The following is a 24,392-nucleotide window of genomic DNA, read 5'->3' on the forward strand; positions in this document are numbered from 1 at the left end:
ACATGACCTCGTTGATCAAGAAAGACGCGTCAGGGCACGCCGGTGACGGCGACGCGAACCTCTTGATCAACGAGGTCGTCGGCGTACCCGGGGGGATCGGGGAGGCCGCGCGCCGGGCGCGGGCGGCCGCGTACGACGAATTTCTGCGCGGACTGCTGCCGGCGCGCGACGGGGTCGCGCTGATGGCAGTCGGGGGGTTGGGGCGGCGGCAGTGCGCCCCCTACGGCGACCTCGACCTGGTGCTGCTGCACGCCGGGGTGCCCGGCACGGACGAGTTGGCGGCCTCGGTCTGGTACCCGATCTGGGACGCCGGCCTGCGCCTGGACCACTCGGTGCGGACCGTCTCCGAGGCTCTCTCGGTGGCCCAGGACGACGTCAAGGTCGCCCTCGGGCTGCTCGACGCCCGCCTGGTGGTCGGCGACCAGGCGCTCGCCGACGCCCTGATCCGCACCGCCGCCGACCACTGGCGGCGTACCGCCGTCCGCCAGTTGCCGGGCCTGCGGGAGGTCACGGTCGCCCGCTGGCAGGCACACGGCGAACTGGCCTTCCTCCTCGAAGGCGACCTGAAGGAGGCCGCCGGAGGGCTGCGCGACGTGGGACTGCTGCGCGCGATCTCCGCGGCCGGGATCACCGACGCGCTGCGCCCCGCCGTCCGAGCCGCCCACCTGCGCCTGCTGGACACTCGCGACGCCCTGCACCAACAGGTCGGTCGCCGGGTCGACCGGCTGGTCGCCCAGGAACGCGCGGGTGTCGCCGCGCTGCTCGGGTTGGAGGACGGCGACGCCCTCCTCCGACGGGTGGCCGGGGACGCGCGCACGGTCAGCCACGCCCTCGACGACGCCTTCCGCGCCGCCGACCGGCTGCGCTCCGGCCGATCCCGGGGCGGGAACGGCGCTCCCGTGCGCCGGCCCGTGGCCCGGGACGTGGTCGAGCACGACGGAGAGCTGGTGCTGGCTCGTACGGCGATCGGTGCCCGCCCCGACCCGAGCCTGTCGCTGCGGGTGGCCGCCGCGGCGGCCACGACCCGGCTGCCGATCGCCCGGGCCACCTGCGAGTGGCTGGCGGCGTACTGCCCGCCGCTGCCCGCGCCCTGGCCGGCCGAGGCCCGGGCCGCACTGACCACTCTGCTCGGCGCCGGTCCCGGCCTGGTCCCGGCCTGGGAGACGTGCGACAGGTACGGGCTGGTGGACGGGTGGCTGCCCGAGTGGACCAGGCTGCGCAGCCTGCCCCAGCACAACCCGGTGCACCGCTACACCCTGGACCGGCATCTCGTGCAGGCCGCCCACGAGGCCAGCCGGCACGCCCGCGAGGTGGACCGCCCCGACCTGCTGCTGCTCGGCGCTCTGCTGCACGACATCGGCAAGGGCCTGCCCGGTGACCACAGCACCGTCGGGGTGCCGCTGGCCGAGACGGTGGCGACCCGGGTCGGGCTGCCCGCCCCGGAGGTCGAGCTGATCGGCACGCTGGTCCGGCTGCACCTGCTGCTGCCCGACGTGGCCACCCGCAGGGACCTCGCCGACCCGGTGACCATTGCGTCGGTCGCCGAGGCGGTGGGGGACACCGGCACCCTCGACCTGCTGCACGCGCTGGTCCGGGCGGACGCCGCGGCCACCGGACCGGCCGCCTGGTCGGACTGGAAGGGCCGACTGGTCGCCGAGCTGGTGGCCCGCGTCCGCACCGCCCTGGACACCGGGGTGCTGCCTGAGCCACCCGCCCCGGATCCGGCGCTGCTGGACGGCCCGCTGCCTGTCGTCCACCTGACCGGGGACCGGGTGGCGGTGGCCGCCGCCGACCGGCGGGGCCTGCTCGCCACGGTGGCCGGCTGCCTGGCCCTGCACCGACTGGAGGTGCTCTCCGCGGACGCCTCGGTGGTCGACGGCCGAGCCCTCGTCGAGTGCCGGGTGCAACCCCGCTACGGCCTGCCGGCCGATCCGGTCCCGCTGCGCGCCGACCTCCGTCGTGCGGTCGCCGGCGACGTGTCAGTCACCCAACGGCTGCGCGGTCGAGCTCTCGCCGCCCGGGGCAGCGGTGCCGCCCCGCGGGTCGTCTGGCATCGCGAGGCCGCCACCGACGCCGTGCTGCTCGAACTTCGCGCGGCCGACGCCGCGGGGCTGCTCTACCGGGTCGCCTGCGCGCTCGACGAGGCGGGCGCCCTGGTGCGTGCGGCGCGCATCTCCACGCTGGGCGCCGACGTGGTCGACGCCTTCTACCTGGTGGGTGGCTGGCCGGACGACGCCACCCGGGCCCGCCTGGAGGCCGCCGTCCTGGCCGCCGTCTGACCCCGGCTCCGGGCGGCGGGTACGCCCGGGGGCGTACGGGCGTGGCCGCTCGTGGACGCACGTCAGAGGGCGTGGGCGCGGGCAGAATGACGGCCATGCGATGGAACGGGTGGCGGGCGTGGCCGGACGTGGCGGGTGACGCCGTGCTCGCCCTGGCGCTGCTCGGGTTCGGGCAACTCGCCAGCGGGCTCGCGGGAGCCAACCAGCCGGGGTCGAGTCCTGTGGACGCCGTCTGCCGGGTGCTGATCGCCGTCGCGGCGCTGGCGCTCGTCGGTCGGCGGCGCGCACCGGTCGCCGTCCTCGCCGTGGTCACCCTGGCCACCACGACGTACCTGGTGCTCGGCTATCCGTACGGGCCGATCCTGCTCACCTTCCTGGTCGCGGTGTTCACCGTGGCCCTGCGGCTGCCGGTACGCCCCGCCGCCCTCGCCACCGTCGGCGCGTTCGTGGTGCTGCTGGCGCACGTCTTCTGGTCCCGGGGCCCGGCGCCGGGCTGGACCGGAGTGCTCCCCGCGTCGGCCTGGGCTGTCGTACCGTTCGCCGCGGGCGTGGTGGTGCGGGTCAACCGCGAGGCCGCCGCCCGCAGCCGCGCCGAGCAGGCACGTGACCGTGTCGCGCAGGCCCGGCGGCAGGCCGACGAGGAGCGGCTGCGCATCGCTCAGGAGGTGCACGACGTGGTGGGGCACGGGTTGGCCGCGATCAGCATGCAGGCGGAGATCGCCCTGCATCTGCTGCCGAAACGGCCCGAGCAGGCGGAGGTCGCGCTTACCGCGATCAGTCGCACCAGCCGGGAGGCGCTCGACGAGCTCCGGGTCACGTTGGGCGCGGTGCGCCGGGGCGCGGAACGCGAGCCGGTGCCGGGGCTGGCCCGGCTCCCGGCACTGTGCGACCGGTTGGCCGGCGCCGGACTCGCCGTCGACCTGCGCCACGACGGCGAGGCTCGGGAGTTGCCGGCGGCGGTGGACCTGGCCGCATACCGGGTGGTGCAGGAGGCGCTGACAAACGTGCTGCGGCACGCCGGGGTGGCCCGCGCGGAGGTGACCATCGGCTACCGGGTCGACGAGGTGACGGTCGAGGTCACCGACCGGGGCGTCGGCGTGGCCGCCGGGTCGTTCGACGCGACCGACGAGGAGGGCGGCGGGCACGGCCTGGCCGGTATGCGGGAGCGGGTGGCGGCGTTGGGCGGGCGGCTGACGACCGGGCCGCGCCCGGACGGCGGGTTCCGCGTCTCGGCCCGACTGCCCGTGGAGCCCGCCGCGTGATCCGGGTGCTGATCGCCGACGACCAGGACCTGGTCCGCCTCGGGCTGCGCGCGCTTGTGGAGAGCGAGGACGACCTGGCGCTCGCCGGTGAGGCTGCCGACGGGCTGCGGGCGGTGGAGTTGGCCCGCCAGGTTCGCCCGGACGTGGTGCTGATGGACATCCGGATGCCCGGTATCGACGGGATCGAGGCGACCCGCCGGATCGTCGCCGATCCCGACCTGACCGGTACGCGGGTGGTGGTGCTCACCACCTTCGAGCTGGACGAGTACGTCTTCGACGCGCTGCGGCACGGCGCGAGCGGGTTCCTCACCAAGGACACCAGGCCGCCGGAGCTGCTGCGCGCCATCCGGCTGGTCGCCGAGGGGGAGGCGCTGCTGTCGCCGTCGGTGACCCGGCGGGTGGTGCGGGAGTTCGCCACCAGGCCGTCGCGGGCGCCCCGGCCGCACCCGCGGCTGGACTCCCTCACCGATCGGGAACGCCAGGTCGTCGGGCTGGTCGGTGAGGGCCTGAACAACGAGGAGATCGCCGCCCGGTTGGTGGTCAGCCCGGCGACCGCGCGGACCCACGTCAGCCGGGCGATGGGCAAGCTGGGAGCCCGGGACCGGGCCCAGCTCGTCGTCTTCGCGTACCAGTCGGGTCTGGTCTCGGGGTGAGGCCCGGGAAGCGGGCCGGGCCGGGCGAGAGCGGCCCCGCGGCTGGGCGGTTACCCTAGCGGTGGCCGGACTCCGCAGTGCCGGCCGCGTTGTGCCCGCCGGAACACTGACAAACGGGATGTTCGCGTGTTTGACACCTTGAGTGACCGCCTGTCCGGGATCTTCACCAAGCTCCGCGGCAAGGGGCGGCTCACCGACGCCGACATCGACGCCACCGCGCGCGAGATCCGCCTCGCGCTGTTGGAGGCGGACGTCGCGCTGCCGGTGGTCAAGGGCTTCATCGCGGCCGTCAAGGAGCGGGCGCGCAGCTCCGAGGTCTCCCAGGCGCTCAACCCCGCCCAGCAGATCATCAAGATCGTCAACGAAGAGCTGATCAACGTCCTCGGCGGTGAGGGCCGGCGGCTCCAGTTCGCCAAGCAGCCGCCGACCGTGATCATGCTGGCCGGTCTCCAGGGTTCCGGTAAGACCACCCTGGCCGGCAAGCTGGCCCGCTGGCTCAAGGCCCAGGGCCACCAGCCGCTGCTCGTCGCCGCCGACCTCCAGCGCCCCAACGCCGTCGGGCAGCTCCAGGTGCTCGGTGGTCGGGCCGGCGTCGAGGTGTACGCCCCGGAGCCCGGCAACGGCACCGGTGACCCGGTGCAGGTGGCCCGCGCCTCGATCGAGCACGCGAAGCGCGCCGCCCGCGACATCGTCATCGTCGACACCGCCGGCCGCCTCGGCATCGACGCCGAGATGATGCAGCAGGCCGCCGACATCCGCGACGCCGTCAGCCCGGACGAGGTCATCTTCGTCATCGACGCGATGGTCGGTCAGGACGCCGTCCGCACCGCCGAGGCGTTCCGCGACGGCGTCGGCATCACAGGCGTGGTGCTCTCCAAGCTCGACGGCGACGCCCGTGGTGGCGCCGCGCTGTCGGTCCGTGAAGTCACCGGACAGCCGATCCTGTTCGCGTCCACAGGCGAGAAGCTGGAGGACTTCGACGTCTTCCACCCCGACCGGATGGCCAGCCGGATCCTCGGCATGGGCGACGTCCTCACTCTGATCGAGCAGGCCGAGCAGGCCTTCGACTCGGATCAGAAGGAGAAGATGACCGCCAAGCTGATGGGCGGCGAGCAGTTCACGCTTGACGACTTCCTCGACCAGCTCATCGCGGTGCGGCGGATGGGTCCGATCGCCAACGTGCTGGCCATGATGCCGGGCATGGGGCAGATGAAGGACCAGCTCGCCGAGCTGGACGACAGCCACTTCGACCGGGTCACCGCGATCATCCGATCGATGACCCCGGGCGAGCGCACCAACCCGAAGATCATCAACGGTTCCCGCCGGGCGCGCATCGCCAACGGTTCCGGGGTCACCGTGATGGACGTCAACCAGCTGCTCAACCGCTTCGCGGACGCGCAGAAGATGATGAAGCAGATGGGCGGCATGATGGGCCTGCCCGGCGGCGGCCGGCGCAAGGCGACCAAGTCCCCCAAGAACAAGCGCAAGGGCACCAAGGGCGGCGGTCGTCCGCGTACGGGCGCCGGCGCCGGGCTCCCGGGCGGTTTCCCGGGCGGCATGCCGCAGCTCCCGCCGGGAATGGACCCGAACGACCTCGCCGGTGGCCAGGGCCTGCCGCCCGGTTTCAAGCTCCCGAAGATCGACTTCAACAAGCTCGGCAAGGGCGGCGACAAGGGCCCGCGCTGACGCGTGTCGGTGACGGCCGGCGACGTCATCCTTGCTTAGGGTGATGTCGCCCCCTGGAAGGAGATGTCATGACCGCGGCCCCGATCCTGCCCGAACGGCACGAGTGGACGGTCGACGACCTCGGTGAACTACCGAAGGACCTTCCGTACGAACTGATCAACGGAAGGTTGATCGTGCCGTCCCCAACTGCCGTGCATCAAGAGTTCTGTGTCGAGCTCCTGCTCACGCTCCGCGTCAACTGCCCGCCGGAATACCTGGTCAGCATCGACCTGTCCATGCGGGTCGACCGGCGCAACGAGCCGCGCCCCGACGTGGTGGTCATCCGTCGTACGCACGCCAACCGGTCACCCGTCCCGGTCGAGGACGCCCTGCTCGCCGTGGAGGTCGTCTCGCCGACCTCGAGCTTCCGCGACATGTACGACAAGGCCAAGGTCTACGCGCACGCCGGCGTCCGGTCCTACTGGGTGGTGGACCCGTTGCAGGAGCGCGTGACGCTCACCGAGTACGCCCTCGGCGCCAACCGGGAGTACGAGCAGGTCACCCACACCGAGGACCTGTTCGTCACCGAGCGCCCGTGGAAGGTCTCCGTGGACCTGCCGGCCCTGACCTCCCGGAAGAACGACCTGCTCGCCCCCGACGAGGAGTGATCGGGTAGGACTGTGCGCATGGCTCTTCACGTGCGCGGTGTGCTGCTCCCCGACGACGAGGTCCGGGATCTCTGGCTGGTCGGCGACCGGGTGACGTTCACCCCGGCGCCCGGTGCGGAGACCGTCGTGGACGGCGGCTTCGTGCTGCCGGGGCTGGTCGACGCGCACTGCCACATCGGCATCGCCCGCGGTGGCGCCCCGATCACCTCCCTCGACCAGGCCCGCGAGCTGGCCCACGTCGACCGGGACGCCGGAGTGCTGGCGATCCGCGACGCGGGCTCGCCGTACCCGTATCCCGAATTGGACGACGAACCGGACCTGCCGCGACTGGCTCGCGCCGGCCGGCACGTCGCGCCCCCGAAGCGCTACCTGCGCGACATCGGGGTGGAGGTCGGCGCCGCCGAGGTGGCCGCCACGGTGGCCGCGCAGGCGCGGGCCGGCAACGGCTGGGTCAAGCTGGTCGGTGACTGGATCGACCGGGGCGTCGGTGACCTGGCACCGGCCTGGGACGCCGACACCCTCACCGCCGCCGTGCGGGCGGCGCACGACGCCGGGGTACGCGCCGCCGTGCACACCTTCTCCGAGTCGGCCGTCGAGATCATGGTCCGCGCCGGGGTGGACTCGGTGGAGCACGGCACCGGCCTGAGCCTCGACCTGATCGACGAGATGGCCCGCCAGGGCACCGCGCTGGTCCCCACGATGATCAACATCGCGACCTTCGGGGGCATCGCCGAGCAGGCGCGCGCGAAGTTCCCCGGGTACGCCGAGCACATGCTCGCGCTGCGCGACCGTTTCCCCGAGGTGGTGCGGGCCGCACACGAGGCGGGCGTGCCGATCTACGTGGGCACCGACGCCGGCGGTGGCATCGACCACGGGCTGGCCGCCGAGGAGATGCTGCTCCTGCACGAGCGCGCCGGCATGGCACCGATCGACGTGCTCGCCGCCGCCTCCTGGGGCGCCCGCGCATGGCTCGGCTTCCCCGGCCTGGTCGAGGGCGGCCTCGCCGACCTGACCGTCTACCCCGAGGACCCCCGCCGCGACCTGCGGGTGGTCCGCGCCCCGTCCCGCACGATCCTGCGCGGCCGAGTGTTGCGCTGACCCCGCGCCCAGCGCCGGCGCTCCCCGCGGATCGCGCTCGATCCTGGATCTGGTGGGGTCCGACAGCGGAGGCCGTTCAGCGCACCTCGATCCGGTAGTGCGCCTCGACCCAGAACCGCCCGCCGTCGGTGCCACCGAAGTGCAGCTCGTGCCGGCCGGGGCCGGGCGGGGGGATCAGCCCCCACAGCCCCCAGCAGGAGACCGGAACGGACCACGGCCACCTGGTGACGACGTTGTTGAAGAAGCCGCGGACCGGGAACGGCTCGGCCGAACCGGCAGGTGTCAGCGCGATCGGCAGTCCGTCGAGCTGCGCCTGCCCGGTCGCGCCGAGGTCGGCCTCGGCCGGGCCGGTTCCGCCGCCGACCTGCCACCAGCAGAACGCCGGGAAGAAGAGCGGCCGTCCGGAGGGAACCACGCAACTCCGTTGCACAGAGCCACCGTGCGTACCCGCGAGGAACCACACGTCGGCGGGCTGGTGATGTCCGGCGTGCCGGCCGGACCGGTCGGCGATCGGGCTGGTCGGCTGCCGGTGTCGGGCCACCCAGCTCACCCATCTCGCGGCCAGGTGTGCCAGATCGGGGGCCTCGGGCTCGGGGTTGGAAGCCGCTCCGGTGTGTGGATCGAGGAAGGTCATGGCGGCAGATGCTAACGATGCCGCGCCCGAGCGCACTGTCCCGAGGAGGGGCGCATAGGATGTGCGGTCATGGCACGCGTGCTCACTCCCCGTGCGGAGGATTTTCCCCGCTGGTACCAGGACCTGATCGCCAAGGCGAAGCTGGCCGACAACGGCCCGGTCCGCGGCACCATGGTCATCCGTCCGGCCGGCTACGCCATCTGGGAGCGCATGCAGCTCGAGATGGACGCCCGGATCAAGGCGGCCGGGGCGGAGAACGCCTACTTCCCGCTGTTCATCCCGGAGAGCTACCTCAAGCGGGAGGCGCAGCACGTCGAGGGTTTCTCGCCGGAGCTGGCGGTCGTCACCCACGGTGGTGGCAAGCCGCTCGCCGAGCCGATCGTGGTGCGCCCCACCAGCGAGACGGTCATCGGCGAGTTCATGGCCAAGTGGATCGACTCGTACCGGGACCTGCCGCTGCTGCTCAACCAGTGGGCGAACGTGGTCCGGTGGGAGCTGCGTCCGCGGCTCTTCCTGCGGACCAGCGAGTTCCTCTGGCAGGAGGGCCACACCGCGCACGCCACCCGTGAGGACGCCCGCGCCTACGCGCGGCGGATCCTGCACGAGGCGTACGAGGATCTGATGGTCAACGTGCTCGGCATCCCGGTGGTGGTGGGCCTGAAGACCGCCCGTGAGCGCTTCGCCGGGGCGACTGCCACGTACACCTGCGAAGGCATGATGGGCGACGGCAAGGCCCTCCAGTTGGGCACGAGCCACGAGCTGGGTCAGAACTTCGCCAAGGCGTTCGACATCAGCTACTCCGCCAAGGAGGGCGGTCGCGAGCACGCGTGGACGACCTCCTGGGGCACGTCGACCCGGATGCTCGGCGGTCTGATCATGGCGCACGGCGACGACAACGGCTTGCGGGTGCCGCCCAGGCTGGCCCCCATCCAGGCGTACATCATGATCGTCAAGGACGGAGAGGGCGTCGCGGAGGCGGCGGCCAAGCTGCGCGACGGCCTGCGCGACGCCGGTGTCCGGGTCGCGCTCGACGACCGGACCGACACCGCGTTCGGCCGCCGGGCCGTCGACGCCGAGCTGCGCGGCTATCCGGTACGCGTCGAGGTCGGCCCCCGTGACCTGGCCGTCGGCAACGCGACCGTGGTCCGTCGTACCGACGGGTCGAAGTCTCCGACGCCGGTGGCCGACGTGGTCGGCGCGGTGCTGGAGGCGTTGGAGGCCGACCAGCAGGTGCTGCACGACCAGGCGCTCGCCCACCGGTTGTCGCGCACGGTCGAGGTGGCCACCCTGGCCGAGGCGATCGAGGCGGCCGCGACCGGCTGGGCGCGGGTGCCGTGGTCGGCGGTCGGTGTGGCCGGCGAGGCCGAGGCGAACGGCCAGGGCGTGACGGTGCGCTGCCTGCTGCGCGCCGACGGCTCGGTGCCGGACTCGGAGGACGAGCCCGACCTGGTCGCCATCCTCGCCCGCGCCTACTGAGGTGACCGTCGACCACTTCGAGCCAGGTCGGCTGATCCTGCACCGGAACGTGCGACGGGGGCGGATCGGGTGGGTCCGGCCGGCGCGGGTCGTCCTCGACGACGAGCGGGGGTTGCTGCTCTGGGTCGCGGAGGGCTCGCCGGTGGCGCACGAGGTCAACGAGGTCGGCCTGACCATGCGGGGGTTGCCGTTCGCCGACTGGATCACGCCGACGTACCAGCTCGCACAGGGGCGCTGGAACGGGCCGCCGCTGTTGAAGTTCCTGCCCACCGGGGCGGCGCACTCCGTCTGGTGGTTCCGCGACGCGGCGGGCCGGTTCAGCCACTGGTACGTCAACCTGGAGGAGCCCGGCGTCCGCTGGGATGACGGACCGGTGGCCGGCGTCGACGTGATCGACCAGGACCTGGACGTGGTGGTCGCCCCGGACCGCACCTGGCAGTGGAAGGACGAGGACGAGTTCGTCGAACGTCTCGCCTTTCCGGAGGACTACTGGGTGACCGACGAGAAGGCGGTCCGCGCCGAGGGGGAGCGGGTGATCGCGCTCGCCGAGGCGGGTGTGTTCCCGTTCGACGGCACCTGGTGTGACTATGTCCCGCCACCGAACTGGGCCGTACCGGATGGGCTGCCCGCCGGCTGGGATCGCCCGCCAGTCCGCTGAGCTGCATCGATTACCGCCTGTCATCCTGCGGACATAGAGCGTGGTGCGGGCGGGGTGGTGGCCTAGGGTTCAGGCAACGTCACCACCAGTAATGGGAGGCCCGATGGCCGACCAGATCAACACCTTCTCCGACCTGCAGGCCCGGGCCAGCGTGATCCTCGCCCGGCTGAGCGCCGCTCCCACCCTCGCGATCGCGGCAGCCACGAATCCGCTGCTGGCCGTCGAGCACCTCGGCTACCAGTTCAACCCCGACACCCGTACCGGCATCGGTGACCGCATTCGGCTCGGACCGACCGCCGCCGAGAAGCTCGCCGATCTGCGGACGACCATCGCCCGGCTGGTCGACCGTCAGGTCGACCCCGACGACGGTCCTGCCGTCCGCCGGCTCCTCACCGACCTGGGCGTGCTCCCGGGCTCCGACGGCGAGGAACCGGACACCGACCCGCCGCGCTGGCAGCCCGGTGGTGCCGGCGCCGACCCACTGGAACCGCTTCGGGACCGGCACCCGGTGCTGGTTCCGCTGCTGGAGTACCGGCGGATTTCCGCCCGCCGGCCGAGGTTCGCACCCCCGCGGGCCTTCGCCGCGATCCTCAGCGGGGCGGTGACCACACCGTTGACGGCCGCGACCGGCCGGCTCCAGTCGCCTGCGCCCGACACCCCTCCCCGCTGACCAACGGGCGGCCCGCCGCTCGGCGACAACCCCAAGCAACTTCTGACGTCTGGCCCGGCCTCCGGTCGTCCACACCCTCCGGCCTCCACCACATCGGCCCCGAAGGGGGACCAATGGCCGACACCCATGGCTTCGAGGTCGTCGTCGAAGCGACTTCCCCAGTTCTCCGCAAGGCCCTGCAGGGCGCCTGGAAGTCCGCCGAGTGCGGCGACACCAGCACCGACGAGGGACGTATCCCGCAGTACCTGCCGGTCCCGGCCGGCCTCGGGATCGGTGGGTTCACCACGGCCGGCGGCCAGGTGGAGATCCCCCGAGACCAGCTGGACGCCACTCCACGACCCGACATCGACGGTTGCGACCTCACCTTCGGTCTGGTCATCCAGGTGATCGTCGCCGACCCGCCGGTGCCCTCCGCGCAACTGCTGGACCTCACCGCCACCGCGCACGCCGCAGTGCCGATCGGGGTGCTGCCCGACTCGAAGAACGTGGGGCTGCGCTTCGACGGCCTGCCCCGCAGCGCGGTCACCGCGACCCTGACCAGCGGCGACCCTCTCGCCCCGAAGCTCGTTCAGATCCTCGGCGAGTACGTCCACTTCGCCTACGAGAACGGCGGCCCAGGGGGCGTACTGCATCCCGGTATCCCGGCGATCCCACACGAGCAGGACGACACCGGGCTGGTACTCGGCCTCGGCGTCGGGAGTTACACCCTCGACACCCACCTGGAGATCTACGACGACCAGGCCGACCCCGCCCACCGGATCGACGTCAGTCAGCCCGATCCGACGCACGTCCTCATCAGCATGCCGATCTACCTGCGGATGTTCCACATCGTGGGCAGTGGCGCGGCGCCCGCGCTGGCCGACCCGATGGCTGTGGAAACCCGGCTCGCCATCACGGTGCCGCTGGAGACCCCGCCGGGGGCGTACACGTTGCGCTTCGACACCGCGACAGTGGTAACGGGACCGATCAGCCCGGCGCCCGGCACCGAGGGCGCCCACTTCACCACAAACAACGCCACCCTGTTCGGGTTTCTCGACAACGCGCTGCAAGCCCAGCTCAACCAGCAGGGGGCGGCGTTGGTGCACGGCTTCGGATCGCAGAACGTCGTGGTGCCCACCGTGGCGCAGATCGAGACGGCCATCGGTGACCTGCTCTTCGACGACCTGGTCGGGCGGGGCTTCCTGGCCCTGTGGACGCCGGAGGTCGGTGGCGAGGTCTTCGAGGCCGACAATGTCGCCACCCGGGTCTTCGCCGACCTGCTGGTGATAGCGATCAACGCCGGCGAGGGCGCCGACATCGGGGCGATGACAAACGTCGTGCCGGCCGGGCGGGACTTCGCCATCCTGCTCGACGGGACGATCGTGCGGGAGAACATCGACTCCGCCCGCGTGGCCAACGGCTGGGCGGACAGCGACCTGCCGCGCCGCGTCGACCAGGGCGACGACAAGGCGGACGTCCGGGAACTGGACGTCGAACTGCGTGACGGGTCGATCCGGATGACCGGTGAGCTGACAGTCATCGACGCGATCCTCGGCAGCATCGACGTCGACGCCAGCTTCCGGGCCGACGTGGGACTGCACTGGACCCCGAGCGGGGATCTCAACCCCGACGGCGTCCAGCGGATGGACAACCACCTGATCGGTGAGCCGGACGTCGACCCCGAGGAGTCGGTCCTGTTCTGGGTCATCGCCATCATCCTGGCGATCATCAGCTTCGGCGCCGGGAGCATCCTGATCGGGGTCATCATCATCGTGGTCGCCGCGGTGATCACGGCCGTGGTCAACAACATCGGCGGGTCGCGCCTTGTCGACCCGATCACCGGGGCGGTCAGCGGCATCACCGGCTGGCCCCCCGAACTGGCCCGGATCGGGCGGGTCAGGGCCGTCTTCTTCGACCCGATCGTGATCAACGCCGACGGGCTCGTCCTCGCCGGTGACCTGGAGGTGCTCAGCTCCTGTGAGAGCACCGAGGTGCTCGCCGCCCGCAGCAGCGGACCGTACACCGGGACAGCCCAGTCGGCAGTGCTGTTGGCCGCCGGGCACACCAGCGCCGCGGCCGGCTACACCTGGCTGACCGGCGACGGAACGGCACCGGCCGCCACCGCCGATGTCAATCACGTCTACGCCGCCAGCGGCACCTACCTGGCGGCGCACTCCTTGACGATCAACCAGCCCGGCGGTGCCACCAGCCGCCACTTCGCGTTGGTGTACGTCGCCAACGTGCCACCCACTGTCGACGCCGGCCCGGACCTCACCGTGGACGAGGGTGAGGTGGTCACACTCGTCGGCCGGTTCAGCGACGTCGAGTACGCCGACACCCACGAGACCACCTGGAACTTCGGCGACGCCCAACCCACCGAGCCGGGCACGGTCGTGGAGACCAACACCCCGCCGCGGGCCGAGGGCACCAGCACCGTCCAGCACGCCTGGTGCGACAACGGGGTGTACGAGGTGACCCTGCGGGTCCGGGACCAGAACGGTGGGATGGCGACCGACACCCGGACCGTGACGGTGCGCAACGTCCCGCCCGTTGTCGATGCCGGCCCCGACCTGTTCACCTACCCCTGCACGGTCCTCACCCTCACCGCCGCGTTCACCGATCCCGGTTGGTGCGACACGCACACCGCCGTCTGGGACTTCGGCGACTGCACCCCGCCGCTGCCGGCCGTGGTCATCGAGACGCACGAGCCGCCGGCCGGTAGGGGAACCGCCGTGCTGTCCCACCGCTACCCGGACTGCGGCACGTTCCTGACCCGGTGCACGGTGGTCGACGACGACGGTGGGACCGGTGTCGACGAGCTGGTGGTCCGGGCCGTCGACGTGGTGAACCGGCACTTCGAGGACGGGTTCGCCCAGCGCACCAGCGGACAGGTCGCCAACGGGTGGGAGCCGTACGTGCTGGCCGGCCCTGCGGCCGGGGGCACCGGCCACCATGTCGCGAGCAACTTCGTGGTGCACGGTGGTCGCCGGGCACAGGGGCTCGTTCCTGGTCCGCAGCAGCGGGTCGGCATCCGGCAGCAGATCGGGGCCAACCCGGGCTGGGCCTACCAGCTCACCGCCTGGTACGACCTCGACCAGGCCGAACCCGCGACGGCCCGGCTCGGCGTCGACCCGACCGGCGGCACCGACCCCACCTCCGCCGCCGTCGTCTGGAGCGAGGGCACGAGCGCGCAGCGGTGGAGCCCGCTGACGGTACGCGTCGCCGCCCAGGCCGCCGCGGTGACCGTCTTCCTGGAGGCCGTGGCCGGCGGGGGTGAACCCCGAAGGGGCGGCGGACGGGTGTGGTTCGACGACGTGGACCTGCTGGCCGCGCAGCCGTACTGCCCGACGGAGCCGCCGCCACCACCACTGCCGCGCGACTGCCTCGACTTCGCCGACCGTCAGCCCGGCACCCAGTACCCGGGCGAGTGGACGGACCACGGGTTCCTCATCCGTTCCCTGGACGGTGGCGGCCGGGTGGTCGTCGTGGTCGGGCCGCCCACCGGCGGCGCGGCCCTCCAGCTCGGCGCCGGCGTTTACATCGCACTGCCCCACCCGGCGGACCGGGTCGTCGCCACAGTGGTCAACCAGGGCGGCAAACCGGTCGAGCTGACCGCGCTCGACGACGACGGCACGCAGCTCGACCGCGTCGAGGTGCCGGCGAACTCGCCACCGGGCCCGGCGACGGTGACCCTGGCTGGTCCCGGCATCGTCGCGGTCCGAATCGTCGGTCGGTCGGCGGAGGGGCTGCTGGTCCGGCTCTGCGCCGAGTACGCCGACACCACCGGGCCGGACGACGACTCCGCTGGCGAACACGGCGATCCCACGTCGCACCCGGTTCCGGCCGATGCCGGTGTCACCGGCTCGACCCGTCGGTCCGACCCTCCGACCCGTGGCGGCTGCTGTGGCTGAACCTGGCTCGCTCGACAACGTCCGTGCCGTGCTGGCCGCGCACCGGACCGACCTCACCCGACGGTACGCCGCCGCCGGCACCGGCATCGGCCGGCCCGATCCGTCCGGCCCGTACGTCATCAGCGTCTACGTCACCGACCCCGCGTTGGTGGCCCGTACCGGCGAGAGCGTCGACGGTGTCCCGCTGCGCTTCGTGCTCACCGGGCCGTTCGAGGCCCGCCGAACCTGATCCAGCACCCCGTTGCACGGCAGGAGGCGCCATGTCCAATCCGAACGACGACAGTTACGTCAAGGCCCGGGCGTTGGCTCGGGCGGCTCGTCGAGGCCCACTGGCCGGGCTGCTCGATGACCCGAACGTCAGCGGTCTCGCCTACGGCCGACGGGAGGTCAGCGGCCGCCGCACGGACGAGCCGGCCCTTGTGGTGTACGTGGTGCGCAAGGTGCCGAGGCAGTTCCTACCCACCACCCGGTTGCTGCCGCGGCGGGTCTACTTCGGGCCCGACTTCGTCGAGGTCGACGTGGTGGAGACCGGCCCGTTCTTCGCCCAGGAGTTCACCGCCCGGGAACGCCCGGCACCCAACGGGGTGAGCATCGCGCACGTCAACGTCACGGCCGGCACGCTTGGCGCGCTGGTCACCGACAACACCGACGGTTCGCTCTGCATCCTGAGCAACAACCACGTGCTGGCGAACTCCAACGCCGGGGTGATCGGCGACGCGATCACGCAGCCCGGCTCGTACGACGGCGGCACCGCGCCCGCCGACACCATCGCCACGCTCAAGCGATTTGTCATGATCAACCCAGCCGGCAACCGGGTGGACTGCGCGATCGGCCAGGTCTCCCAGCCCAACGACGTGATCGACCGGGTCAAGAACGACATCTTCCCGGTGGCCAACAGCAACCATCCGGCTGTCGGTCTGCTCTTCGCCGGCTCGTGCAACCGGACCCTGATCAACCCCATCGACGAGGTGCTGCGTCAACTCGACGTGACCTTCCCCGCGGGGGCCAGCGCCATCGCCGGCGTCGACATCGGCAGCAACGTGGAGAAGGTCGGTCGGACCACCGAGTACACCACCTCCACGGTGACCGAGGTGGATGTCAGCGCGAGCATCGACTACGGCCCCGGCGTCGGCGTGGCCACCTTCGAGGGCCAGATCGCCACCGCCCACCTGTCCGAGGGCGGCGACTCCGGGTCGGTGGTCTACCTGGGCGGCGCGGGTGGCAACGAGAGTGCCTGTGGCTGCGCCTCCAGCAGTACCGCCCGCCGGGTCCTGGACCGTGACGTCGACCTCGACGTGGCGGTCGAGAAGGAGTTCCGGCAGCGCTACCTGCAGCAGACCAGTGTCGGCCGGTTCGCCGTCGACACCTACTTCGCCAACGAGGACCGGCTGGTGGCTCGGGCCCGGTCGACGAAGCTCTCCGACGCCGACCGGCGGCACCTGCAGAAGCTCTACGACACGTACGCCGAGACGGCCCGTGCGGCACTGCTCCAGCCGCAGCGCTCCGAGGCGACGCTCACTACCGAGCACCTCGACGAGGCCCGCAAGACGCTGCGCCGGTTCGCGGACCGGTTGACCGCCGAGGAGCTGTCCGCCGCCGAGGAGGTGCTGGCGCTGGCGAACGACGCTGTCGGTCGTACTCCGGTGGAGATCCTGCGGATGCTCGACGATGAGCAACTGCTGCACAAGGCGCAGGAGTTGGTCGAGCGGGTGCCCACCCTGTGTGCTCCGGGCAGTGGTCGGCGCGGCGACGGCGGCTGTGGGTGCGGTGGCGGTGGCGGTGCGAGTGTCGGCGACGCCCGGCAACCGGCGGACGAGAAGCCCACCAAGTCGAAGCCGAAGCGGAAGCGGTGACGATGGGTGACCCAACCGGCCCGGACTGGCTGGCCAGCGCCCGTGCCCGGGAGGCGCTGGCCGGCCTGGACGGGCGGATGCGGGAGGCCGTCGCCGCGTCGGACCCGGCGCTCTGGGCGATGGCGACGGCGCTGCAACGCCGTGGCGGCAAGCGGATCCGTCCCGCGCTGCTGCTGGTCGCGGCCGAATTCGGTTCCGTCCGTCCGGCACATCTGCTCGACGCCGCCGCGGCGTTGGAGTTGCTGCACCTCGCCTCGCTCTACCACGACGACGTGATGGACCGTGCCGTCACCCGGAGGCACGGCCCCAGCGTCAACGCCGAATGGGGCGAGCCGGCGGCCGTGGTCGCCGGGACCTTCCTGGTCGCCCGGGCGATCGCCCTGCTCGCCGCCTTCGACGACAGGTACGGCCGGGAGGCGGCATCCGCCCTGGTCGCGCTCTGCACGGGCCAGCTCCGCGAGACGGAGAACGCGTTCTACACCGGACTCACCGAGGCCGAGCACCTGGAGATCATCGCTGGCAAGACGGCGACCCTGTTCGAGTTGCCCTGCCGGTTGGGCGCGCTGCTCGCCGGTGCGTCGCCGGCGACCGTCGAGGCGTTGGCCGGGTACGGCCACGACCTCGGAGTCGCCTTCCAGCTCACCGATGACGCGCTCGACGTGCGCGGCAGCTACGCGGCGCTGGGCAAGCGGCCGCTGACGGACGTACGGGAAGGGGTCTACACCATGTCGGTGCTGCGGCTGCTGACCCGCGACTCAGCGGTGGCCGGGCGGGTGCGCGACCTCCTGGAGGTACGCGAGCCCACTCCGGCGGAGTTGACCGAGGTGGCTGAGCTGGTCGTCGCCTCGGGCGCGGTGGACGAGGTCCTCGCCGAGGCCAGGAGCAGGGCAGCGCAGGCCGCCCGGAGGCTGGATCCGCTGCCGCCCGGCCCGGCCCGGGACTCGCTTGTCCGGCTCGCCGACTACGCCGTCACCCGGGCGGGTTGACGTGGACCCGCCGGACAGGCCGACCCCGATGATGGTTCCGGACCGGCTCGACGGCTTCGACGCGGTAGTGGTGGGAGCCGGGCCGGGCGGTGCGGCTGCTGCGTACCGGTTGGCGGTGCTGGGCCGCCGGGTTCTGCTTGTCGACAGGCGCGAGTTTCCCCGCGACAAGTGCTGCGGCGACGGCCTGACCCGCAGCGCGGTGCGTCTGTTGGCCGACATGGGAGTGCTCGACGAACTGACGGGTGCCCAGCGGGTCGGCGGGGTGCGGATCCGGATGCGCGGGCGGGGCGCTCGCGACTTCCACTACGAGGACCCCGACGGCACCGGGTACGGCATGGTGGTGCCCCGGCTGGAGTTGGACGCGGTGCTGTGCCGGCGGGCGGTGCGCGCCGGCGCGGTGCTCTGGACCGGAGCGCGCGCCACCGGGCTGCTCGGTGGCGGCGCCGGGGTCCACGGCGTGCGGATCGAGTACGAGGGACACCGGTTTACGCTGCGCGCCCCGGCTGTGGTCGCCGCCGACGGGGCCTCGTCGCGGCTGGCTCACCAGGCCGGGTTGCGGAGTCCGGACCGGGAGTGGACCGGGTTCGCCGCCCGGGGTTACTTCACCGAGGTGGCGGACCTCGACGAGTTGCTGGAGATCCACCTCCCGCTGGCGGACGTCACGGACCGGCGGGTGCTGCCCTCCTACGGCTGGGTGTTCCCGGTCGGCGACGGGACGGCAAACGTCGGCGTGGGCCTCTTCGACCCGACCCACCGGGAGAACGTCCGCCTGCTGTACGAGCGTTTCGTCGCCGACCTGGTGGCGACCGACAGGCGGTTCCGGGCGGCCCGCCCGGCCGGACCGATGACAGGTGCGCCGCTGCGGCTGGACTTCGACCCGTCCCGGTGCGGTGTGCCGGGGCTCCTGCTGGTCGGCGACGCGGCGGGTCTGGTCAGCCCGTTCACCGGCGAGGGCATCAGCTTCGCCCTGGAGTCGGGTCTGCTCGCCGCCGACCGGATCGACGCCGCCCTTCGTCACGCCGAGGCGGGACCTGTGGATCCAGCTCCGTACGCCCGGCAGTTGGCCGTCCGGCAGTCCGGCTATTTCGAGACCGGCAGGTACTCGGTGCGCCGATACCTGCTCGCCTGGCGGGTGCTCGACGCCACCTTCGACGACGACCGCCCACTCTTCGCGCTCTGCCGAAGGCTGGCGCTCTTCCCGGACGGCGCGCGAGCAGGTGTCCTGCTGGACCCGCTGCCCGCGCCGGCCCCGGAACTCGCCCGCGACCTGCGGCGCGATCTCCTGGCGGTGGGCGAACTGCTGGCCGGATGTGTGCGGGAGGACTGGCCGATGTTCGTCCGGCTCGGCGGGGTGGACGAGGACCTGTCGAGCCTCTCGCTACGTCCGTCGGTGCTGCTGCTCGTCGCCGCAGCGGTAGGTGGCCGGGAACATCCGCTGCGGCACGCCCTCGCCGCGGCGGTGGACCTGGGGCTTCTCGCCGGGTTGGCGGTGGACAGCGCCAGGGACGAGGCCGGGTCGGCCGGCCCTCGGCCGACGCCGTGGGGCAACCGGTTCGCTGTGCTTGTCGCGGACTTTCTGTTGGCCCGCGCCTACGAGTTCGCCGCGCAGGGCGGTGGCCCGGTCGTCGCCGAGTTCGCCGAGGCGTTGACGGTGGCCTGTGAGGGTCGGGCTCTGGAACTGCGTGCCGGCCCGCCGTCCGGTTCCCATGCCGGTTCCCATGCCGGTGGCGCCCTGCTGGCGGGGCGGGCCGCCGTCGCGTTCGAGTTGCCGTGTCGGCTCGGCGGTCGACTCGGAGGTGCCCGGGTGCCTGTGGTGAACGCGTTGGCCGCGTACGGTCGGGAGGTTGGCGCTGCCCACGCCCTCGGCGAGCAGCTTCGGGACCTGACCGGAGCGTCCCGGTGGGGTGGGTCGGCGCGGCCCGGGGCGGCGGTTGCGCACGACGACCCGCGGGTGATCGGGCTGCTCGGCCTGGTCGCCGAGCATGCCCAACGTGCGCGTGAGGCGCTGCGGGCGGTGCCCGCCGGCCCGGCCCGCGAGCTGCTGGCTCGGCTGGCCACCCCCGAGTTGTCGGGCCACGAGGGCCCCGGCGGGAGAGTGATGTCGGTCACGTAGTGGCGTCAGGTGGGCCGGCTCGGGGCTCCGGTGCGAGTGATCGGCGCTCCATCTGGCAGAATGGGTCGCTGGTATCCGGCGCGCGTCCGGCGCCCTCTAACCCGGGCACGTCGCTAGTCCACCGAGTAGTCTCCGGCCCAACCCCACGGGTCCGGTCGGCGCTCACCCACGCACACCGCCCATAGCGGGCTGGTGAGATCGCAACAGGAGCGAAACAACTGTGGCCGTAAAGATCCGGCTCCTGCGGATGGGCAAGATCCGCAACCCGCAGTACCGCATCGTCATCGCCGACTCGCGCACCAAGCGCGACGGCCGGGCGATCGAGTTCGTCGGGGTTTACCAGCCCAAGGAAGACCCCTCGATCATCGAGGTCAAGTCGGAGCGGGTCCAGTACTGGCTGTCCGTCGGCGCTCAGCCGAGCGAGGCGGTGCAGCGGCTGCTGGAGCTGACCGGTGACTGGCAGAAGTACAAGGGCCTGCCGGCCCCGCCGCCGCTGAAGGTCGCCCCCGAGCGGGCCGACCGCAAGGCGGCGTACGAGGCTGAGGCGAAGGCCGCCGCCGGTCTCGCCCCGGAGACCCCGGCCAAGCCGGCCAAGAAGGCCGCCAAGGCTGCCGAGGCTCCGGCCGAGGCCCCGAAGGCCGAGGCCGCTCCGGCGACCGAGGCTCCGGCCGAGACCCCCGCTGCCGACGCCGGTGAGCAGGCCTGACATGCCTCTGCGTCCGGCGTTGGAGCACCTGGTCAAGGGCATCGTCGATCACCCGGATGACGTCCGGGTCCGGATGGTCGATTCCCGTCGGGGCAAGCGGCTGGAAGTCCGCGTGCACCCCGAGGACCTCGGCACGGTGATCGGGCGGTCCGGCCGGACCGCCAAGGCGCTGCGTCAGGTGATCGGCTCCATCGGCGGGCGCGGAGTACGCGTCGACATCGTCGACTCGTACTGATGCAGCTCGTCGTCGGAAGGATCGGCAAGCCGCACGGTGTCCGCGGTGAGGTCACCGTGGAAGTGCGGACCGACGAACCCGAAGCACGGTTCGCCCCCGGTGCGGTGCTGCGCACCGAGCCGGGGGCGACACCCCCTCCCACCACCGACGAACCCGGGGTGCCGTTCCGGGTTCCCGCGAAGCTGACCATCGAGGAAGCCCGCTTCCACCAGGGGCGGGTGCTCATCGCCTTCGAGGGCATCCTGGACCGCAACACCGCCGAGGCGCTGCGCGGGACCCTGCTCGTGGTGGACAGCGCCGACGTGGCGCCCCCGGAGGACCCGGAGGAGTTCCACGACCACCAGTTGGTGGGTCTGGCCGTGGTCACCCCTGCCGGCGAGCAGCTCGGCGAGGTCGCCCGGATCGACCACGCGCCCTCGTCCGACCTGCTGGTGCTGCGGCGTCCCGAGGGGCGTACCGCGTTGATCCCGTTCGTCCGGGCGATCGTCCCGGAGGTCGACCTGGCCGGTGGACGCGTGATCGTCGACCCGCCGGCCGGACTGCTCGACCTTTAGGACCACCCCGCATGCGCGTCGACGTCGTGTCGATCTTTCCGGAGTACTTCGCCCCACTGGACCTGTCGTTGATCGGCCGTGCCCGGGCCAACGACGTACTCCAGCTCGCCGTGCACGACCTGCGGTCCTGGACCCACGACGTGCACCGCACGGTCGACGACACCCCCTACGGCGGCGGCCCGGGCATGGTGATGCGCCCCGAGCCGTGGGGCGCGGCGCTGGACGCGCTCGCCCCGGCCGAGGCCCCGCCGCCCCGGCTGCTCGTGCCGTCACCGGCGGGCGTCCCGTTCACCCAGGCCATGGCGCACGAGCTGGCCGCCGAGCCGCACCTGCTCTTCGCCTGCGGCCGGTACGAGGGGATCGACCAGCGGGTGTTGGCGCACGCCGCCACCCGGATGCCTGTCACCGAGGTGTCGCTCGGCGACTACGTGCTCTTCGGCGGCGAGGTCGCGGTGCTGGTCATCCTTGAGGCGGTCACCCGACTGCTGCCCGGGGTGCTGGGCAACGCCGGCTCGCTGGACGAGGAGTCGCACGCGCACGGGCTGCTGGAGGCCCCGATCTACACGAAGCCGCCGAGCTGGCGCGGGCACGACGTCCCGGAGGTGCTCCGCTCCGGCGACCACGGCAAGATCGCGCGCTGGCGGCGCGAGGAGGGGCTGTTGCGGACCGCGGCCCAGCGCCCGGACCTGCTGGCCGCGCTGCCGCCCGAGCGGCTCGACAAACGGGACATCGCGGCGCTGGAACGGGCCGGATTTCAGCCACCACCGGGGGATGTGGCAAAGTAGGGGGGTTGCCGCATCCGCCCGCGCCCGCGGGCGGCTGCGAGGATCCCCGACCGGGGTCGGTTCGCCGACCACCACCCGGGAATCAGAATCACCCACCCGCGCACCGAGTGACGGTGCGCCGTGAGCCTTACGAGGACGCAGCGATGAACATCCTGGACGCCCTTGACGCCCAGTCGAAGCGGACCGACCTTCCCGACTTCCGTGCCGGTGACACCGTCAAGGTGCACGCGCGGGTCGTCGAGGGCAACAGGTCCCGTGTCCAGATCTTCCAGGGCGTCGTGATCCGCCGCCAGGGTGACGGTCTGCGCGAGACCTTCTCGGTCCGCAAGGTCAGCTTCGGTGTCGGCGTCGAGCGGACCTACCCGCTCAACGGCCCGGGCATCGACCGGATCGAGATCGTGACCCGCGGTGACGTGCGTCGCGCCAAGCTCTACTTCCTGCGCGAGCTGCGCGGCAAGAAGGCCAAGATCAAGGAGAAGCGGGAGAAGCAGCCCAGCTGACTTCTCGCTCGCCACGCCGCCCGAGCTGCGCGTATGCCGTACCGACCGGACCGCACTACCCTGGTCGTACGGGCGCAGCCAGGCGGCGGCCCCGCCAACCTGGCGGGCAGCTGTCCACTACCGCCCGTGGAGCCTCGACGAGGCTCCCGGGCGGTGGTGTTTCTGCGGACCGGGGAGTGGCGTGGTGCAGACGCTTGACGAGGACGGCACCGTCGATCCGTGGCGCCGGCGGGTGCGCCGCGGCCGCCGCCAGATGCCCCTCTGGCAGGAGCTTCCACTGCTGCTGGTGGTGGCGTTCTGCCTCGCGGTGCTGATCCGCACGTTCCTGCTCCAGGCGTTCTTCATTCCGTCCGGTTCGATGGAGGACACCCTCCTGATCGGCGACCGCGTGCTGGTCAACAAGGTCGTCTACGACGTCCGGGATCCGGTGCGCGGCGAGGTGGTGGTGTTCCGGGGCACCGACCGCTGGGCGCCGCAGGTCGACGAGCAGCCGGAGCCCGGCTTCGCCGGCAAGGTGGCCCGCACCGTCGGGGACCTGGTCGGGGTGAGCCGTCCCGGCGAGAAGGACTTCATCAAGCGGGTGATCGGCGTGCCCGGCGACCGGGTGAAGTGCTGCGACTCCCAGGGCCGGGTCACCGTGAACGGCACCCCGCTCAACGAGCCGTACGTGCTGCGCGACTCCCCGCTGGATCTGCCACCGAATCCGCAGGAGTGCCGCTCCCGGCGCTTCGACGAGGTGGTCGTACCCCCGGGGCAGATCTTCGTGATGGGTGATCACCGCGAGGTCTCCCAGGACGCGCGCTGTCAGGGGCCGGTGCCGATCGACAACGTGGTCGGCCGGGCGTTCATGGTGGTCTGGCCGTCGTCGCGCTGGGCCGGGCTGTCGGTGCCGTCGACCTTCGACGACGTGGCCGCGCCGGCTGCGGCCGCCTCCGGTGCGCCACCGGTCCGGCCGTCCCCACAGGGCGGTGTGCTGCTGATACTTCCGTTGGCGGCCGCGCTGAGGGGTTCCCGCGCGTTCCGGACGGTGCCGTCCGGTCCGGCAACGTAGGCTCCTTGGCGTGATTGACGAGCAGACCGACAAGCCGCGCAGCTCCTTCTGGAAGGAGCTGCCGATCCTGCTGGGTGTGGCGATCCTGGTCGCGGTCCTGGTCCGCGCCTTCGTGCTGCAGACCTTCTTCATCCCCTCCCCGTCCATGGAGAACACTCTCAAGATCGATGACCGGGTGTTGGTCAACAAGCTGGTCTACGACTTCCGGTCACCGCACCGCGGCGAGGTGATCGTGTTCAAGGCGCCCACCGAGTGGAGCGGCAACCCCGACGGTGAGGACTTCATCAAGCGGGTGATCGGCGTCGGCGGCGACCACGTGGTCTGCTGCGACCCGCAGGAACGGCTGATGATCAACGGCAAGTCGCTCGACGAGCCGTACATCTTCTCGATCGACGGGGTCCAGGACAAGCCGGCCGACCAGGAGTTCGACATCACCGTGCCGAAGGGGCGGCTGTGGGTGATGGGCGACCACCGGTCGGCCTCGGGTGACTCGCTGGAGCACTGGCAGCAGTCCAACCAGAACATCACCGAGGCCACCATCCCCGAGGGTGAGGTCGTCGGGCGGGCGTTCACCGTCTTCTGGCCCGTCAACCGGGCCACCTGGCTGACCGTGCCCGACGGGTTCGATGGCATTCCCAAGCCATAGAACCCGCGGG

The 24,392-nt window shown here is 72.2% G+C and carries 22 protein-coding genes; 21 read left to right on the top strand and 1 reads right to left on the bottom strand.

The genetic code is table 11. The features are described 5' to 3' along the window. Window positions 1–2: 2 nt before the first annotated feature. From ACLQ26_RS10355 to ACLQ26_RS10380, 6 genes are all read left to right on the top strand, one after another. Window positions 3–2,279, top strand: a complete 2,277-nt coding sequence (locus tag ACLQ26_RS10355; RefSeq protein ID WP_425744214.1) for a [protein-PII] uridylyltransferase — start codon at window positions 3–5, stop codon at window positions 2,277–2,279. Window positions 2,280–2,374: 95 nt separating this feature from the next. Continuing rightward, window positions 2,375–3,541, top strand: coding sequence for a sensor histidine kinase (locus tag ACLQ26_RS10360; RefSeq protein ID WP_425744215.1), 1,167 nt, complete (start codon window positions 2,375–2,377; stop codon window positions 3,539–3,541). After that, complete coding sequence (locus ACLQ26_RS10365) at window positions 3,538–4,194, top strand: response regulator transcription factor (protein ID WP_358159620.1); 657 nt, start codon at window positions 3,538–3,540, stop codon at window positions 4,192–4,194. Before ACLQ26_RS10360 ends, ACLQ26_RS10365 begins: the two co-directional genes overlap by 4 nt. 126 nt (window positions 4,195–4,320) lie before the next feature. Further along, complete coding sequence (ffh, locus tag ACLQ26_RS10370) at window positions 4,321–5,880, top strand: signal recognition particle protein (protein ID WP_425744216.1); 1,560 nt, start codon at window positions 4,321–4,323, stop codon at window positions 5,878–5,880. Between the two features lie 68 nt (window positions 5,881–5,948). Further along, window positions 5,949–6,527, top strand: a complete 579-nt coding sequence (locus ACLQ26_RS10375; protein WP_425744217.1) for a Uma2 family endonuclease — start codon at window positions 5,949–5,951, stop codon at window positions 6,525–6,527. An 18-nt stretch (window positions 6,528–6,545) separates the two neighbouring features. Further along, window positions 6,546–7,625 carry an amidohydrolase family protein gene (locus tag ACLQ26_RS10380; protein ID WP_425744218.1) on the top strand — a complete coding sequence of 360 codons (1,080 nt, stop codon included), beginning with the start codon at window positions 6,546–6,548 and terminating at the stop codon, window positions 7,623–7,625. Window positions 7,626–7,701: 76 nt separating this feature from the next. On the opposite strand, the gene ACLQ26_RS10385 is transcribed toward ACLQ26_RS10380, so the two are convergent. Next, window positions 7,702–8,259, bottom strand: coding sequence for a hypothetical protein (locus ACLQ26_RS10385; RefSeq protein WP_425744219.1), 558 nt, complete (start codon window positions 8,257–8,259; stop codon window positions 7,702–7,704). 69 nt (window positions 8,260–8,328) lie between these two features. Here ACLQ26_RS10385 and proS point away from each other — a divergent pair, with 69 nt between their 5' ends. From proS to lepB (ACLQ26_RS10460), 15 genes are all read left to right on the top strand, one after another. Continuing rightward, entirely contained in the window at window positions 8,329–9,735 is a 1,407-nt protein-coding gene (gene proS, locus ACLQ26_RS10390) for a proline--tRNA ligase (protein ID WP_425744220.1), read from the top strand. A gap of 1 nt (window position 9,736) precedes the next feature. Next, entirely contained in the window at window positions 9,737–10,393 is a 657-nt protein-coding gene (locus tag ACLQ26_RS10395) for a DUF402 domain-containing protein (protein WP_425744221.1), read from the top strand. A 103-nt stretch (window positions 10,394–10,496) separates the two neighbouring features. Continuing rightward, window positions 10,497–11,063: a hypothetical protein gene (locus tag ACLQ26_RS10400; RefSeq protein ID WP_425744223.1), complete on the top strand. Its 567-nt coding sequence runs from the start codon at window positions 10,497–10,499 to the stop codon at window positions 11,061–11,063. Between the two features lie 113 nt (window positions 11,064–11,176). Continuing rightward, the gene (locus ACLQ26_RS10405) at window positions 11,177–14,953 is read left to right on the top strand and encodes a PKD domain-containing protein (protein WP_425744224.1); all 3,777 of its coding nucleotides are present in this window, start codon (window positions 11,177–11,179) and stop codon (window positions 14,951–14,953) included. Then, complete coding sequence (locus ACLQ26_RS10410) at window positions 14,946–15,182, top strand: hypothetical protein (protein WP_425744225.1); 237 nt, start codon at window positions 14,946–14,948, stop codon at window positions 15,180–15,182. The genes ACLQ26_RS10405 and ACLQ26_RS10410 overlap by 8 nt, the downstream gene beginning before the upstream one ends. 31 nt (window positions 15,183–15,213) lie before the next feature. Next, a complete protein-coding gene (locus ACLQ26_RS10415) occupies window positions 15,214–16,806 on the top strand; it encodes a hypothetical protein (protein ID WP_425744226.1) in 1,593 nt (530 codons plus the stop codon). Window positions 16,807–16,808: 2 nt separating this feature from the next. Next, entirely contained in the window at window positions 16,809–17,792 is a 984-nt protein-coding gene (locus ACLQ26_RS10420; protein WP_425744227.1) for a polyprenyl synthetase family protein, read from the top strand. Window positions 17,793–17,820: 28 nt separating this feature from the next. Then, a complete protein-coding gene (locus ACLQ26_RS10425) occupies window positions 17,821–19,905 on the top strand; it encodes a geranylgeranyl reductase family protein (protein WP_425744228.1) in 2,085 nt (694 codons plus the stop codon). 220 nt (window positions 19,906–20,125) lie between these two features. Further along, complete coding sequence (rpsP, locus tag ACLQ26_RS10430) at window positions 20,126–20,611, top strand: 30S ribosomal protein S16 (protein WP_344353339.1); 486 nt, start codon at window positions 20,126–20,128, stop codon at window positions 20,609–20,611. After that, window positions 20,586–20,846: an RNA-binding protein gene (locus tag ACLQ26_RS10435; RefSeq protein ID WP_172862164.1), complete on the top strand. Its 261-nt coding sequence runs from the start codon at window positions 20,586–20,588 to the stop codon at window positions 20,844–20,846. The genes rpsP and ACLQ26_RS10435 overlap by 26 nt, the downstream gene beginning before the upstream one ends. Next, the gene (rimM, locus tag ACLQ26_RS10440) at window positions 20,846–21,400 is read left to right on the top strand and encodes a ribosome maturation factor RimM (protein WP_363679447.1); all 555 of its coding nucleotides are present in this window, start codon (window positions 20,846–20,848) and stop codon (window positions 21,398–21,400) included. The genes ACLQ26_RS10435 and rimM overlap by 1 nt, the downstream gene beginning before the upstream one ends. A gap of 11 nt (window positions 21,401–21,411) precedes the next feature. Further along, window positions 21,412–22,185 carry a tRNA (guanosine(37)-N1)-methyltransferase TrmD gene (trmD, locus tag ACLQ26_RS10445; RefSeq protein WP_358155257.1) on the top strand — a complete coding sequence of 258 codons (774 nt, stop codon included), beginning with the start codon at window positions 21,412–21,414 and terminating at the stop codon, window positions 22,183–22,185. A gap of 143 nt (window positions 22,186–22,328) precedes the next feature. Further along, the gene (rplS, locus tag ACLQ26_RS10450; protein ID WP_354856388.1) at window positions 22,329–22,685 is read left to right on the top strand and encodes a 50S ribosomal protein L19; all 357 of its coding nucleotides are present in this window, start codon (window positions 22,329–22,331) and stop codon (window positions 22,683–22,685) included. A gap of 181 nt (window positions 22,686–22,866) precedes the next feature. Then, entirely contained in the window at window positions 22,867–23,736 is an 870-nt protein-coding gene (gene lepB / locus ACLQ26_RS10455; protein ID WP_425744229.1) for a signal peptidase I, read from the top strand. Between the two features lie 10 nt (window positions 23,737–23,746). Next, complete coding sequence (lepB, locus tag ACLQ26_RS10460) at window positions 23,747–24,382, top strand: signal peptidase I (protein WP_425744230.1); 636 nt, start codon at window positions 23,747–23,749, stop codon at window positions 24,380–24,382. The last annotated feature ends 10 nt before the right edge of the window (window positions 24,383–24,392 follow it).

The sequence above is a fragment of the Micromonospora sp. DT43 genome (assembly GCF_049841645.1).
Classification (GTDB): Bacteria; Actinomycetota; Actinomycetes; order Mycobacteriales; family Micromonosporaceae; genus Micromonospora.